12 protein-coding genes are annotated in these 14,094 nt (G+C 67.2%); 8 read left to right on the forward strand and 4 right to left on the reverse strand.

What is annotated here, in order from left to right; genetic code table 11:
- The first annotated feature begins 15 nt into the window (after positions 1-15).
- From AC3FNH_RS13560 to phaZ, 5 genes are read left to right on the forward strand one after another with little or no spacing between them, the layout of a single operon-like run.
- The gene (locus AC3FNH_RS13560; protein ID WP_276100685.1) at positions 16-1,818 is read left to right on the forward strand and encodes an acyl-CoA dehydrogenase; all 1,803 of its coding nucleotides are present in this window, start codon (positions 16-18) and stop codon (positions 1,816-1,818) included.
- Between the two features lie 37 nt (positions 1,819-1,855).
- Complete coding sequence (locus AC3FNH_RS13565; RefSeq protein WP_276100049.1) at positions 1,856-2,320, forward strand: MaoC family dehydratase; 465 nt, start codon at positions 1,856-1,858, stop codon at positions 2,318-2,320.
- Positions 2,321-2,374: 54 nt separating this feature from the next.
- Positions 2,375-4,105, forward strand: coding sequence for an alpha/beta fold hydrolase (locus AC3FNH_RS13570; RefSeq protein WP_488720385.1), 1,731 nt, complete (start codon positions 2,375-2,377; stop codon positions 4,103-4,105).
- Between the two features lie 47 nt (positions 4,106-4,152).
- A complete protein-coding gene (locus AC3FNH_RS13575) occupies positions 4,153-4,575 on the forward strand; it encodes a phasin family protein (RefSeq protein ID WP_488720386.1) in 423 nt (140 codons plus the stop codon).
- Between the two features lie 60 nt (positions 4,576-4,635).
- Complete coding sequence (gene phaZ, locus AC3FNH_RS13580) at positions 4,636-5,481, forward strand: poly(3-hydroxyalkanoate) depolymerase (protein WP_488720387.1); 846 nt, start codon at positions 4,636-4,638, stop codon at positions 5,479-5,481.
- Between the two features lie 20 nt (positions 5,482-5,501).
- On the opposite strand, the gene AC3FNH_RS13585 is transcribed toward phaZ, so the two are convergent.
- From AC3FNH_RS13585 to AC3FNH_RS13600, 4 genes are all read right to left on the reverse strand, one after another.
- Positions 5,502-7,079, reverse strand: coding sequence for a GGDEF domain-containing protein (locus AC3FNH_RS13585; protein WP_488720388.1), 1,578 nt, complete (start codon positions 7,077-7,079; stop codon positions 5,502-5,504).
- Positions 7,080-7,319: 240 nt separating this feature from the next.
- Positions 7,320-8,483, reverse strand: a complete 1,164-nt coding sequence (locus tag AC3FNH_RS13590; RefSeq protein ID WP_488720389.1) for a porin — start codon at positions 8,481-8,483, stop codon at positions 7,320-7,322.
- A 203-nt stretch (positions 8,484-8,686) separates the two neighbouring features.
- Entirely contained in the window at positions 8,687-9,256 is a 570-nt protein-coding gene (locus AC3FNH_RS13595; protein ID WP_488720390.1) for an RBBP9/YdeN family alpha/beta hydrolase, read from the reverse strand.
- A gap of 36 nt (positions 9,257-9,292) precedes the next feature.
- Complete coding sequence (locus AC3FNH_RS13600; RefSeq protein ID WP_276100056.1) at positions 9,293-10,615, reverse strand: MFS transporter; 1,323 nt, start codon at positions 10,613-10,615, stop codon at positions 9,293-9,295.
- A gap of 566 nt (positions 10,616-11,181) precedes the next feature.
- Here AC3FNH_RS13600 and AC3FNH_RS13605 point away from each other — a divergent pair.
- The 3 genes from AC3FNH_RS13605 to AC3FNH_RS13615 are packed head-to-tail and all read left to right on the forward strand — an operon-like array spanning position 11,182 to position 13,906.
- On the forward strand, positions 11,182-12,645 hold the full coding sequence (locus AC3FNH_RS13605; protein ID WP_488720391.1) for a DUF3300 domain-containing protein: 1,464 nt from the start codon (positions 11,182-11,184) through the stop codon (positions 12,643-12,645).
- 14 nt (positions 12,646-12,659) lie between these two features.
- Entirely contained in the window at positions 12,660-13,577 is a 918-nt protein-coding gene (locus AC3FNH_RS13610) for a DUF2950 domain-containing protein (protein ID WP_488720392.1), read from the forward strand.
- Positions 13,574-13,906: a hypothetical protein gene (locus AC3FNH_RS13615; RefSeq protein ID WP_488720393.1), complete on the forward strand. Its 333-nt coding sequence runs from the start codon at positions 13,574-13,576 to the stop codon at positions 13,904-13,906. Before AC3FNH_RS13610 ends, AC3FNH_RS13615 begins: the two co-directional genes overlap by 4 nt.
- The last annotated feature ends 188 nt before the right edge of the window (positions 13,907-14,094 follow it).

The following is a 14,094-nucleotide window of genomic DNA, read 5'->3' on the forward strand; positions in this document are numbered from 1 at the left end:
CGCGAGAGGAACGAGATGAGCTATACCGCGCCCACCAAGGACATGCTGTTCGCCATGCGCGAACTGGCCGGACTGACAAAGATTGCCACGCTGCCGGGCTACGAAGATGCCACGCCGGAGACGGTCGAGGCCGTGCTCGAGGAAGCCGCGAAGTTCCACGGCGAAGTGCTGGCACCGCTGAACGTTGCCGGCGACCGCCAGCCGAGCAGCTGGAACGGCGGCCAGGTCACGACCACCGAAGGCTTTCGCGAGGCGTTCCGCCAGTTCGGCGAGGGCGGCTGGCAGGGCATTGTGCATCCGGCGGAATTCGGCGGCCAGGGTCTGCCCAAGCTGGTGGCCGCGCCGTGCATCGAGATGATGAACGCGGCCAACATGTCGTTTGCGCTGTGCCCGCTGCTGACCGACGGCGCTATCGAGGCGCTGCTCACGGCCGGCTCGGACGAACTCAAGCAGCGCTACCTGCCGCGCCTGATCGCCGGCGAGTGGACCGGCACCATGAACCTGACCGAGCCGCAGGCCGGCTCCGACCTGGCCCTGGTGCGCACCCGCGCCGAGCGGCAGGCGGACGGTACCTACAAGGTGTCCGGCACCAAGATCTTCATCACCTACGGTGAGCACGACATGGCCGAGAACATCGTGCACCTGGTGCTGGCGCGCACGCCGGACGCGCCCGAAGGCGTGAAGGGCATCTCGCTGTTCCTGGTGCCGAAGTTCCTGGTCAATGACGATGGTTCGCTGGGCGCGCGCAACGACGTGGAGTGCGTGTCGATCGAGCACAAGCTCGGCATCAAGGCGAGCCCGACCGCGGTGCTGCAGTTCGGCGACCACGGCGGCGCCACCGGCTACCTGATCGGTGAGGAGAACCGCGGCCTGGAGTACATGTTCGTGATGATGAACGCCGCGCGCTTCGGCGTCGGCGTGCAAGGCATCGCCATCTCCGACCGCGCGTACCAGCAGGCCGTGGCCTATGCGAAGGAGCGCGTGCAGAGCCGCCCGGTCGATGGCTCCGCCAAGGACGCCGTGGCGATCATCCGGCATCCCGACGTGCGCCGCATGCTGACCGAGATGCGCGCGCTCACCGAAGGCGCACGCGCGCTGGCCCTGGTGGCCGCGGGCTACTCCGACCTCGCGCACCAGTCGCCGGACGCCGAGACGCGTGCCCGCTTTGGCGCGGCCTACGAATACCTGGTGCCCGTCATCAAGGGCTGGAGCACCGAGATGTCGCTGGAGGTGACCAGCCTCGGCGTGCAGGTGCATGGCGGCATGGGCTTCATCGAAGAGACCGGCGCAGCGCAGCACTACCGCGACGCGCGCATCCTGCCGATCTACGAAGGCACCACGGCGATCCAGGCCAATGACCTCATCGGCCGCAAGACCGTGCGCGATGGCGGCGCGGCCGCGCGAGGCATTCTCGCCGAGATCGACAAGACGCTGGAGGCACTGAAGGAATATGCCGACGGCTGCCGGAACGCGGCATGCAGCGCCATGCTGATGCGCCTTGGCGTTGCGCGCCTGGCCCTGGGCAATGCGGTGGATCACGTGCTGGAGAACACCCGCAAGGACCCGAATGCCGTGTTCGGCACGAGCGTGGCGTACCTGAAGCTGACCGGCATCGTGCTGACGGGCTGGCAGATGGCGCGCGCGCTGATCGTGGCAACGCAGAAGCGTGCCGAGGACGAGGCGTTCTACGGCGCCAAGATCGCGACCGCGGAGTACTTCGCCAACCACATCCTGCCGCGTGCTTCCGCGCTGGAAGCAGCCGTCACCAGCACGACGGGCCAGGACGGCTTCCTGGCGCTGGACGAAGCCTGCTTCTGAGGCGGCAGGCGGAATACAAGTCAAGGAAGGGAAGAAGATGGCAATCGAAGGCTACAGCATGGCCACGCTCGACGCGTTCGTCGGCAAGGAGCTCGGCGTGTCCGAGTGGGTGGACGTGGACCAGGCGCGCATCGACGCGTTCGCGCAATGCACGGGCGACCACCAGTGGATTCACGTGGACGTGGATCGCGCGAAGCGGGAAAGCCCGTTCGGCGGCACCATCGCCCACGGCTACCTGACGCTCTCGCTGGTGGCGAGCCAGCTGACCGAGATGGGCGTGGTGCCGCACGACGCGAGCGCGGCGGTGAACTACGGGCTGGAGAAGACGCGTTTCCTGACGCCGGTGAAGGCCGGGGCGCGCGTGCGCAACCGTGTGAACCTGCTCGCGGCGGACCGCAAGGGCGATGGCCGCGTGCTGCTCAGGACGGAGAACACGGTGGAAATCGAAGGCGAGGGCAAGCCCGCGCTGGTGGCCGAGGCGCTCGCGCTGCTGGTCGCCTGAGGCATAAGCAAGACACGTAACAAGCACGAACAAGGCAGGACGAGGAGTGGCAGCATGACAACAGCCGTGAGTACAAAAGCGCCGGCAAAGAAGGCAAGGAAGACAGCAGCAAGGGCGGCCGGTGCCGCGGCGAACATGGATCTTGCGCCGGCCGTGACGGGGCCGAACCCCTTCGTGGGCATGCGCCCCGAAGACCTGGTCAGCACCGCGCAGCAGATCGGCGCGCAGTGCGTGCAGGAACCGACGCTGCTGCTGGAGCAGCAGACCCGGCTCGCGCAAGACCTGATGGCCGTCGTGGACGGATCGGCACCCGCGCCCGCCACGCGCGACCGCCGCTTCGGCGATCCCGCCTGGCAGGACAACCCGGTCTACCGCATGGCCCTGCAGGGATACCAGGCCTGGCGCGACGCGCTGACCGGCTTCGTCACCCGTTCGGTGATGGACGGGCGCAGCAAGGAGCGCGCGCAGTATTTCACCGACCTGCTGATGGACGCGGTGGCGCCGACCAACACGCTGCTGGGCAATCCCGCCGCGCTGCGCAAGACGTTCGAAACCGGCGGCCTGAACCTGGTCAGTGGCCTGGTCAACCTGCTGACCGATGCGCTGACCAACCAGGGCATGCCGACGCAGGTGGACAAGAGCGCGTTCCGCGTCGGCAAGGACCTTGCCGCGACGTCTGGCGCGGTGGTGTTCCGCAACGATGTGCTGGAACTGATCCAGTACACGCCGACCACCGCGAAGGTGCATGCCCGGCCCCAGCTCATCGTGCCGCCGCAGGTCAACAAGTTCTATGTGTTCGACCTTGCGCCGGGCAAGAGCCTGGTCGAACACTTGCTGCGCAACGAGCTGCAGGTCTTCATGGTGAGCTGGCGCAACCCGACCGCGGCGCACCGCGACTGGAACCTCGACACCTATGTGGGGTCGCTGGTCGAAGCCATCCGCGCAATCCGCGAGATTACCGGCAGCGCCGATGTGAACCTGCATGGCGCGTGCTCCGGCGCGATGACGATGTCGGCGCTGATGGGCTATTGCGCGGCGCGCGGCGAAAAGCTGGTGCATGCGGCCACGCTGATGGTGTCCGTGTTCGGCCTCGATTCGCAATCGCAGCTGGGCCTGTTCGCCACGCCGGAGGCCATCGATGCCGCGCGGCAGGGCAGCCAGGCGCGCGGCGTGCTCGATGGCGAGGAACTGGGGCGTGTATTTGCCTGGTTGCGGCCGAACGACCTGGTGTGGAACTACTGGGTCAACAACTACCTGCTCGGCAAGGCGCCGCCGGCGTTCGACATCCTCTTCTGGAACAACGACACCACGCGCCTGCCGGCCGGCCTGCATGGCCAGCTGCTGGACATGCTGACGCTGAACCAGCTGGCGACGCCGGGCGCGCTGCGCGTCCTGGGCGAGCCGATCGACCTGGCGGCGGTGGACTGCGACAAGTACGTGGTGGCCGGCATGACCGACCACATCACGCCGTGGAAGGGCGTGTTCCGCTCCGTGCGCGCCTTTGGCGGGCAGACCGAGTTCGTGCTCAGCTCCAGCGGCCATGTACAGAGCCTGATCAACCCGCCGGGAAATGCCAAGGCGAAGTACTTCCTGAACGACGCGCAAGCGGCGGATCCCGAGGCGTGGCTCGAAGGCGCCACGGCCAAGCAGGCGTCCTGGTGGGAGCACTGGGGCGAGTGGCTCAAGACGCGCTCCGGCGCGATGCGTGCCGCGCCGTCCGGCCTGGGCAGCGAGCGCCACGCACCGCTTGGCGATGCCCCCGGACGCTATGTGACCGAGGCCTGATCCCGGCCTGTCGATTTTTGCAACGCAACCTGTAAGGAGTAGTAAAGATGGAAACCACCACTGCCGCCGGCGCAACCGCCGTGCACAAGAAGCTGTTCGACTTCGTCAAGCAGAACCGCCTGGACCCGGCGGCGATCCTCGAATCGCGCCGCAAGGACATCGAGGCGATCGCCAGCGTCAACGCCACCCTGCTGGCTGGCCTGCAATCGCTGGTGCGCCAGCAGGCCGAGTTCCTGACGGACACCGCAGCCGATCTGCAATCGCTCGCGCGCCGCGGCCAGGCCGCAGACGGCGAGGCCGCGGCCAAGGTCTCGGAAGTGCTGCCGCGCTCGCTGCAGAAGGCCGTGTCCGGCCTGCGCGGCCTGACCGATACTGTGTACAAGGCCCAGGCCGACAGCATCGCCACGGTGGGCAAGCGCCTGGCGGAAAACGTGGAAGAGGTGAAAGGCATCCTGCGCCCCAGGCAGTAAGCGCCAGGAAGCATGGCCGCCCCCGGCCATGCTTCGCCGCCAATCTCTCCGGGACACTCGATGACAACCAACAACGCCAGCATCGAAGCTGGAAAGATCATGCAGACCCGAACGGTAGACCTGGACGGGCAGTCACTCAGGGTCGGCATCCGGCCCGGCAGCGGCACGCATCCGCCGCTGCTCATCTTCAATGGCATTGGTGCCAACCTCGAACTCGTCGAACCGTTGGTCGACGCACTGGAGGACGTGGAAGTCATCATCTTCGACATTCCCGGCGCAGGCGGCTCGCCCGCGCCGCTGCTTCCCTATCGCTTCTCCAACCTGTGCGTGATGACCGACAAGCTGCTGTCGCGCCTCGGCTATTCGGGCCCCGTCGATACGCTCGGGGTGTCGTGGGGCGGGGCGCTCGCGCAGGAGTTCGCGCGGCTGTATCCGCGGCGCTGCCGCCGGCTGGTGCTCGCCGCCACGTCGCCCGGCGTCCTGATGGTGCCGGGCAGGCCTTCCGTGCTGTCGAAGATGATCGGCGTGCGGCGCTATTCCGATCAGCAGTACCTGAAGCGTGTGGGAGCCGATCTGTACGGCGGCGCCTTTCGCGACGACCCGTCGCTGATCGATGAGCATGGCCGCCACATGCATCCGCCGCGCGGGCGCGGCTACCTCTATCAGCTGATGGCCGCATGGGGCTGGAGCAGCCTGCCGTGGCTCGGGGCGCTGAAGCAGCGCACGCTGGTGCTGCATGGCAGCGATGATCCGATCGTGCCGCTGGTGAATGCGAGGATCCTGGCAAAGTGCATTCCGAACGCCACGCTGCATGTGTTCGATAACGACGGCCATCTTTTCCTGTTGACGGCGCCGCGTGAAAGCGCGCGCGTGGTGCGGGAGTTCCTGCACGGCGGCGGGAACTGACACGGCCGCTCGCAGGCGCCTCAGGAACTCGGTATGCCGGGGGCCTGCTCCTCCTGCACGAAGCGGTCGCGGCCGGAGCGCTTGGCCTGGTACATGGCGCTGTCGGCGCGGTTCAGGAGATTGTCGATGCCTGGCATCTCGGGAACCGCGCAGACCGAGCCCAGGCTGATCGTGACGATCGGCTGGGTTGGCGTGCCGGTGTGCGGGATGCCAAGGCGGCGCACTGCCGCCACCAGCCGTTGCGCTACGGCACGCGTCTCGCGCGGGCTCGAATCGGGCAACACCACCGCAAATTCTTCGCCGCCGAGGCGCGCGCAGAACTGGCCCGGGCCCAGCTCGGCCACCAGGGCGCCCGCGACCTGGCGCAGGCATTGGTCGCCCATCGGGTGGCCGTAAAGATCGTTGAATTGCTTGAAGCGGTCGATATCGAGAATCATCAGGCCCAACGGGCTGCCCCGCGACAGCGCGCGCACCGCGGCGGCGTGGGCCTCGCGCTGGAAGTAGCGGCGGTTCGGAATGCCGGTCAGCGCGTCGACGTCCAGGTCCGCCTGGATGCGCGAAAGCTGGGCCTGGGTCTGCCCGAGACGCTGGGTCAGTGCGAGTTCGCGCTCGCGGTAGCGGCTGATATCACGCAGGAAGACGAGGGTGCCGATGCGCTTGCCGTCCATGCGCCGGACCGCTTCCGCGCGCAGTTCGAACGGCATGCCGGGCGGCACGGCCGGCCCCGCGCCGCCAACCGTTTCGTGCAGCACGCCCGCCAGCGCCGCGGGCGCTGGCCGGTTCCGGGCGATCTCCGGCAGGAGCCGCGCGGACGCCGGATTGAAATCCACCACGATGCCTTCGGGGCTCAGGATCACGCAGCCTTCGCCGAGGGCGTCGAACACGCGCAGCCGCGCGTAATGGCCGATATCGCCAAGATGCGTGCGCAGCGCGCAGAACCACACCAGCACGGCCATGAGCGAGAACGTGGCGGGCGTCAGGTCGCCGCCCAGCGGGCCGGTCCAACGCAGAAGGTAGGCCACGTGCGCCGACAGCGGCAGCAGCAGGGCCCCGGCGAGGATGTTGCGGCCGCGTCGCGACAGCGCGTCGTTCGGCACTTCGGCCGTCAGCAGGAAGTACAGGCTGAGTGCCAGCAGCCCGTAGGTCCATGCGGCGGCCAGGCCGTAGCCAATACCATGCTCGAACACCGCGCCCGGCGCCACGCCAGGCGGCGACAGCGTGATGCGCGTCCAGATCCAGTGGTGGTATTCGTTGGTAAAGACCAGTGCGAGCGTCAGGACTGCCGCCAGCCATGGCAGGGAAAGGATCGACCATGGCACCACGTAGCGCGGACGGCTCAGGTGCACCATGGCCACCAGCCAGCCGATGGGCACGGCAACGATGCCGAAGTACTGGATCTTGGCCCAGAGGATGCGCCAGTCGAGCTCGGGCGAACTGACTTCGAGCAAGCGCCCGCCACTCCAGATGGCCACGCCGGCCGCCAGCGTCAGGAATGCCCGGACCGTGGGATCATCGCGCCGCGGCAGGGCGGTGAGGATCATGCCTACGGCACCTACCACGGCAATGGTCAGGCAGAGGACGAGAGGGTAAAGAGGCATGGATCTCGGCTGGCCCCGGGGGCGTCGCAGGTCGACTGGCCGGTATGGTGGCGCACATTATAGATGGGCGTTTGAGCATTTCTCCGCGTGAGGGGTGCGGTGCCGGCGAAGCAGCGGCGCCCGCCAAGCACGAAAAGCCCAACCCTTCCCCATTCCCGCAATCCGGCGGAGCCAAAAAAAACGGCTGTGCCAGGATCGTCTCCCGACACAGCCGCAACGAGCATACGTACTGAAGTTCGCTCAGAACTTGTGGCGGACACCCAGCGCCACACCGACCATCGAGGTCTGCCCATTGGCCAGGGCGTAGCTATTGCCCGTGGCCAGGCTGGTGGCGTAGAAGTTGGATACCGAATCCATTGCCAGGCCGGCATGCTTGGAGTAAGCCGTGCTCAGGTACACATCGGTACGCTTGGAGAATGCGTAGTTGGCGATAAACGCGACCTGCCAGGGATTGGCGAGGCCGGTGTTGCCAAACTGGTTCTTGAGGTTGTCGTAGTCGTACTCAAGGGACAGTGCGACGGCCGGCGTCACCTGGTAGGCGGCGCCAATCCAGTAGAAGTCGTCGCGCTGGACCAGCACGTCCGCCGCATTCTTGTTCTGGCCCCAGCGATAACCGCCCATGACCTTGGCCGGACCGTAGGTATAGCTGGCGGCGATCACAGCCTTTTTGGCCGTACCGTTGCCGGTGCCAATGGTCGGATTCCATTGGTCGTAACCGGCGGTCACGCCGAACGGGCCTGCCGAGTAGGCCAGGGCTGCGCCGTAGGCGCTGTCGCGCCGGAACTGGCCCGGGACTTCGCCATTGCCGCCGATCGGCGTGGCCACGCCAATGAAGGCAGGCAGGGCCAGGCCGGTGCCGAACGACCAGTGGGCCAGTGCCGTTACCGGGCCAAACTGGCCGGTGTACTTGACCGTGTTGTCTTCACGGAAGTTCGCGCCGGTCAGAAGGGCAGCCGGCTCGTACTGCGTGGCATAGGCACCCGGCACGAAGTTGGCGAGGGCTTCAAAGATCGAGGTGTACTGGCGACCCAGCGTGATCTGGCCGAAGGTGGCGCTCTGCGCGCCGATGTACGCCTGGCGGCCGAACAGGCGGCTGCTCTGCTGCAGCGTGCCGGAATCCAGGCTGAAGCCGTTTTCGAGCACGAACAGTGCCTTCAGCCCGTTGCCGAGATCCTCAGTGCCGCGCAGACCCCAGCGGGATCCGGAGATGCCGCCCGAATCCATGCGGTAGACGCTGTGGGCCGGACCCGGGTTGAATTGGTTGGCAGCCTGCGGAATGGCGCCGACGTGATTGACGTATTCGAGGTTGATGTCAGCCACGCCGTACAGCGTGACGTTGGATTGCGCGAATGCGCTTCCCGAACAGGCAAGCAATGCGGCCAGGGCCGTGCTCCTGAATTTCATGGGGCAAATCTCCGTTTCTTCCTTTGGTTGTAATGCGGGTATTCCCGTCGAAATGGGTGCTGCGGGGGTGCTACGGGGGTGCTGCAGGGGTGCTGCGGGGGTGCTGCGGGGGTGCTGCGGGGTGCTCGGGGGTACTGCGAGGTACTGCGGGGGCTGGCCGGTGCGGGACCGTGCGGTCCGCTACCGGCTTCTTGTCGTAGACGTCAGCCCATGCGGAGCAGCTGGTCGATCAGCTCCGTGGCACGCGGCCACGGTCCGTAGCCGGCTGCCGGGTTGAGGTGGCCGACCTCGCCGAGATCGACAAGCTCGCTGCCCCAGTTGCTTGCTAGCTGCGCGGCGCGTTCGTACGTCGCCAGCGGGTCATTGCGGCTCGCGGCCAGGATGCTGGGGAAGGGCAAGGGCTTGCGCGGCACGGGCAGCCAGCCGTGCTCGGCCAGCGCTTCCTTTTGCGGATAGCCGGCCGGCATCGGCGTTTCGAGATCGGCCGGCGTCACCAGCAGCGCGCCGCGGATCTTGCGGTGGTGCTTTGCGGCCCAATGCACGGTGATCATCACGCCGGCGCTGTGTGCAACCAGCACCACGGGGCCGTGGATCGCCGCAAGTGCGGCGTCCAGGGCGGCCACGCGGGCGTCGCGGCTCAGCTTGTCGTGTTCCAGCGGCGCCACGGAGCGGGCGTTCGGCAGTTGCGCCTCGAGCAGTGTCTGCCAGTGCTCCGCCACGTGGTCGCGCAGACCGGGAACCAGCAGGACAGTGGTGTCGGGGGTAGGGCTCATCGGATCTCCAGAAAATCCAGTAGGTCAGTCGTTGGCTTACCCGGCGTCGCGCTGGTGTTCCAGGCGCTGCAGGTCAGCGGCGTAGTAGCGGCGGCCGGCGATGAAGCACGCTGCGGCGAGCAGGCCGGTCAGCGGAATCCACTGGAGCGCGCCGAGCAGGCCGATGCGGTCGGCGAGCACGCCGGTGACGAAAGGGCCCGGCGCCAGGCCCAGCAGGTTGTTGGCCAGCGTGAGCGTGGCGAACGCCGTGGCGTGGATGGCCGGATGGGTCAGGTTTGCCACCACGGCGCTGGCGGGGCCAGCCGTGCCGCCGACCAGCAGCATGCCGGCGCCAATCAGCGCAAGCTGGGCGGCGCCGGCTGGCAGCCGGAACGCCACGGCCAGCAGGGCGCAACAGGCAAGGCTATAGGCAATCGCCATCAGCCATTTGCGGGCGGGGCAACGGCGGGCAACCCAGTCGGTCAGCGCGCCGCACGCTACCATGCCGACGCCGGCTGCCAGGACAAAGGCAGCAGCGGTCACGCCGGCACGATCGGTCGCCATGCCGTAATAGCGCGACAGGTAGCTGGGCATCCACGCCAGCAGTGCGCCCATGACGAGCAGTTGCAGTGCGCTGCCAACGTAAGCGCAGAGGATCGATCGTGCCGAGAACAGGGCGGACAGCAGCGGGCGCAGGGCCAGGCCCTCGCGGCGGGTCTCGGTGGGCGCGTCCTCACCGAGCGCAAGGCGTTGAGCCTTCAGGCGCGGTTCGGTAATGAGGGCACGATAGATGACCACCAGCACCAGGCCGAAGATTGCCATGCCGGCAAAGGCCCAGCGCCAGCCGAACTGAGCCGACAGCGCGCCGCCGGCAGCCATGCCCAGCACCGAGCCGAACGCGCCGCCGGCGATGAAGGCGGAGCTGAGGCTGGCGCGCAGGTGGCGCGGAAATACCGACAGCACCACGGCGATGCCGACGCTGCCGTAGGCTGCTTCGCCGATGCCGACGCACAGCCGGGCGATGAACATTTCGCCGAAATTGTTGGCCAGCGCACAGCCCAGCGTGGCCAGGCTCCAGAGCGCGGCCATCAGCGTCAGGCTCCTGACGCGGCCCCAGCGGTCGGCAAGGATCGACAGCGGAAAAGTGAGCAGGCCGACCATCAGTGCGACGATGCCGCCCAGTGCCCCCAGCTCGGTGTCGGTGAGCGCCCATTCGGCCTTCAGCAACGGAAAGACTGCGTTGAGCACCTGGCGCGACATGTAGTCCGACAGCAGCAGGCCGAAGCTCAGCGCGAACACCAGCCACGGATATAGGCGCGAGGCGGTTGCGGCCTGCTTGCCGGTCAGCATGGTGGGGTGGGTGGAATGTTGTCCAAGCATGAATGTCTCTCTTCTGTAAGACTCGATCACTTGCGCCAGTGGCCGCAGAGCGTCGCCGCTGGTTGCCCGGGCACTCGAATGGCTCCGGTCGCGACTGGCGAAGTATCGTGTATTGGCAAGTCGCGGTTTGACTATCCGGGACAACTTGTTTGCATCTCGGGACAGTCGGGGAAAACGCGTAGGGCGCGCGTAGGGCGCGGCCGGGGGCGTCTCCAGCGTGCTCGAAGATGCATTCCGGCAGGACCGCCGAAGCAGAGAAGAGCCGCTGTTCACCCCATATTAGGCAGGCGTCCGAGGCTTGGCCGGATGCCGGAGCGGCGTTGCGATTGTGCTGATGAATCTGTTCGTCCCTCGATGCGCTTCATTACCCTCCGTGGCGCGCCGGCACGCAAACGCGGCGCGCGACTGGAACTCAAATTGGCTGGATTGGACGAGGCGGAAATTGCAAATGTGGCCATGACGCACTATCGTCGTATCGTGACCGTCACTCGTGCTGCCCGGACGGTTTGCGCGGGCACGGTTACATGCCTGCTTGATTCCGCTGACTTCAGCCGGGGAGAGTCGCCATGAATGTTTGGGGAAGGAGCCTGGTCCGAGCGGTTTGCGGCGTGCTCGTGACCAGCCTGATGTCAGGCGCAGGCACGGCCATCGCGCAACAACAGGCGCCCGCGCCTGCACCGCCGCAGGCATCCGCGCAGCCACAGGCGCCCACGTTCAAGCCCGAGGAGCTGGAGGCGCTGGTTGCGCCCATTGCGCTGTACCCGGATTCCGTGCTGTCGCAGGTGCTGATGGCGTCCACCTATCCGCTGGAAATCGTGCAGGCGGCCCGCTGGGTAAAGGCCAACCCCAAGGTCAAGGGCGATGCTGCCGTCAAGGCGGTGGCCGACCAGCCGTGGGATGTCAGCGTCAAGTCGCTGGTCGCATTCCCACAGGCGCTGGAGCCGATGAACGACAAGCTCGACTGGACCCAGAAGCTCGGCGATGCCTTCCTGGCGCAGGAATCGGACGTGCTGGCCGCGGTGCAGCGCTTGCGCGCCAAGGCGCAGCAGAATGGCAACCTGAAATCGAACGAACAGCAGCAAGTGACCGTCGAGCAGGGCACGGTATCGGGGCAGCCAGGGCAGACCATCGTCAAGATCGAGCCGGCCAATCCGGAAGTCATCTACGTGCCGTCCTACAACCCGACCGTGGTGTACGGGTCATGGGGGTATCCGGCCTATCCGCCGACGTACTGGCCGCCGTATCCGGCGTACTATCCGGGCGCCGCGCTGGCCACCGGCTTTGCCTGGGGGGTTGGCCTGGCAGCGGCGGGGGCCATCTTCGGCGGCTGCAACTGGGGTGGTGGAGACGTCAATATCAACGTCAACCGCGCCACCAATATCGACCGCAACTTCGACCGCACCAAGGTGCAGAACGGCAAGTGGCAGCACGACGCGGGCCACCGCAAGGGCGTGGCCTACCGGGACAATGCCACGCGCGAGAAATTCGGCCGCAATGTGCCCGGCGCCGATCGGCGCAATGACTTCCGCGGGCGGGAGGGTGCCGGAGGCCGGCAGGGGCTCGCTGATCGCGGTGGCGCAGGTGACCGGGGGGGTGTCGGCGATCGCGGCGGCGTAGGTGACCGGGGGGGTGTCGCCGATCGCGGCGGTGTAGGTGACCGGGGTGGCGTTGGCGATCGCGGCGGTGCCGGGAATCGTGGTGGCGATCGTGCCGGCGTTTCGGACCGGGCGGGCACGGGAGACCGCGGCGGGTTCTCGGGCGGAGGCGAACGTGGCTCCGCGGCCGGTGCCGGAAACCGCGCAACGACTGCGAACCGGGGCGGAGGCGGAGGCCGCGATAGCGCGTTCCAGGGCGTCGGTGGTGGCGGTGCGTCGCAGCGCGACTTCGATCGGGGCCGCAGCAGCCTGCAATCGTCGCCGGCCAACCGCGGAGGCGGGGGATTCAGTGGCGGCGGTGGGCGTGGGGGCGGCGGCTTTAGCGGTGGCGGCGGCCGCGGGGGCGGCGGCCGTGGCGGTGGTGGCAGGCGCTGAAGGGGGGAACAGCCATGATCAAGCCACTTGTCTTTTCCGGTAAGGCGTTTGCGGCTCGGTGCCGGCAGATTGCCGTCGCGCTGGCCCTCGTCGCTGGCGGCGCAGGGTTCGCGCACGCGCAGCAGACCTTTCCCACGGCCGACGAAGCGATGGCCGCGTTTGGGTCTGCGGTCGAGAGCAGCGACGACGCCGCCATGAAGAAGATCTTCGGTGAAGGGTTCAGAAAACTGATCCCGCCTGTCGGTGCCGACATCCGTACCCGGTTCCTGACTGCCTGGGGCGCATCGCACACGGTGCAGGCCGTGGATGACCAGCACGCGCGCATTGCCGTCGGTACGGACGGATGGACGCTGCCTGTCCCGCTGGTCAAGACCGCGCAGGGCTGGCGCTTCGACACGGCCGCCGGCCTGGAGGAAATGCGCGTGCGCCAGATCGGGCGCAACGAACTGGCCGTCATGCAGACCTTGCTGGCCATCTACGATGCGCAGGCCGAGTATGCGGAGGTCGATCACGATGCCAGTGGTGTGCTGGCATACGCTGCGAAGCTTGTCAGTTCACCTGGCAAGCAGGACGGCTTGTACTGGCCAACCAAGCCGGGAGAGAAGCCGAGCCCGCTGGGCGAGGCTTTCCTGACCGCCGGCAAGCGCAGCCCCGGGGCCGAAGGCTACTACGGCTACCACTACAAGCTGCTCACGAAGCAGGGGGCGAATGCCCCGGGTGGGGCCTTCGATTATCAGGTGCGCGGCAAGCTGTTCGGCGGATTCGCCGTGATCGCCTGGCCGGTCCGCTATGGCCAGACCGGTGTGAAGACCTTCATGGTCAGCCATGCGGGCGAAGTCTTCGAGCGCGACCTGGGCACCGATACCGCGGCCAAGGCCGCGGCGACGACCTCGTTCGATCCGGGACCGGGCTGGACCAAGGTGACGCCATGAAGCGCATCCTCCTGGCGATGCTCGCCGCCGTGCTGATGGCCCTGCAGGGCGGATGCACCTACTATGGCGCGCCGGCGATGGTGCCGGCGAATTTCGATCGTTCTTTCGATGCCGCGGCTGGCGCCATGCGGGATGAAGGCGTGGCGGTCAGCGTGCAGGATCGCGCGAGCGGATCCATTGCCGGCAATTACGGCAATACGATGATCCGCGCCAGCGTGATACGGCAGGCGGATGGTTCGGTCCGTGTGCAGTTCGATTCCAGCGATTCGCGGGATCCGGGCCTGCTCGGACGTATCTCGAGCCGCTATGACCAGCGCATGGGGCGGTGAAGCACGCATATGTGTGCTGAGTTGCGCCAACGAAAAAGGTTCTTTCGCCGGATTGCGGGAATTGGGGGTTGGGGTTTTCGTGCTTGGCAGGCGCTGCTGTTTTGCCGGCGTAGCCGGCGACCTACTTCTTGTCCGAGCGACAAGAAGTAGGCAAGAAGCGCGTCGCCTGGCGGCTGGCCATCAACGAT

It is taken from the genome of Cupriavidus sp. 22TCCZM01-5 (genome assembly GCF_057798915.1).

Excerpts from the sequence above, each read along its gene's own strand:
- AC3FNH_RS13560 (WP_276100685.1), top strand. The coding sequence starts at position 16 with ATGAGCTATACCGCGCCCACCAAGGACATGCTGTTCGCCATGCGCGAA.
- AC3FNH_RS13565 (WP_276100049.1), top strand. The coding sequence starts at position 1,856 with ATGGCAATCGAAGGCTACAGCATGGCCACGCTCGACGCGTTCGTCGGC.
- AC3FNH_RS13570 (WP_488720385.1), top strand. The coding sequence starts at position 2,375 with ATGACAACAGCCGTGAGTACAAAAGCGCCGGCAAAGAAGGCAAGGAAG.
- AC3FNH_RS13575 (WP_488720386.1), top strand. The coding sequence starts at position 4,153 with ATGGAAACCACCACTGCCGCCGGCGCAACCGCCGTGCACAAGAAGCTG.
- phaZ (WP_488720387.1), top strand. The coding sequence starts at position 4,636 with ATGACAACCAACAACGCCAGCATCGAAGCTGGAAAGATCATGCAGACC.
- AC3FNH_RS13585 (WP_488720388.1), bottom strand. The coding sequence starts at position 7,079 with ATGCCTCTTTACCCTCTCGTCCTCTGCCTGACCATTGCCGTGGTAGGT.
- AC3FNH_RS13590 (WP_488720389.1), bottom strand. The coding sequence starts at position 8,483 with ATGAAATTCAGGAGCACGGCCCTGGCCGCATTGCTTGCCTGTTCGGGA.
- AC3FNH_RS13595 (WP_488720390.1), bottom strand. The coding sequence starts at position 9,256 with ATGAGCCCTACCCCCGACACCACTGTCCTGCTGGTTCCCGGTCTGCGC.
- AC3FNH_RS13600 (WP_276100056.1), bottom strand. The coding sequence starts at position 10,615 with ATGCTTGGACAACATTCCACCCACCCCACCATGCTGACCGGCAAGCAG.
- AC3FNH_RS13605 (WP_488720391.1), top strand. The coding sequence starts at position 11,182 with ATGAATGTTTGGGGAAGGAGCCTGGTCCGAGCGGTTTGCGGCGTGCTC.
- AC3FNH_RS13610 (WP_488720392.1), top strand. The coding sequence starts at position 12,660 with ATGATCAAGCCACTTGTCTTTTCCGGTAAGGCGTTTGCGGCTCGGTGC.
- AC3FNH_RS13615 (WP_488720393.1), top strand. The coding sequence starts at position 13,574 with ATGAAGCGCATCCTCCTGGCGATGCTCGCCGCCGTGCTGATGGCCCTG.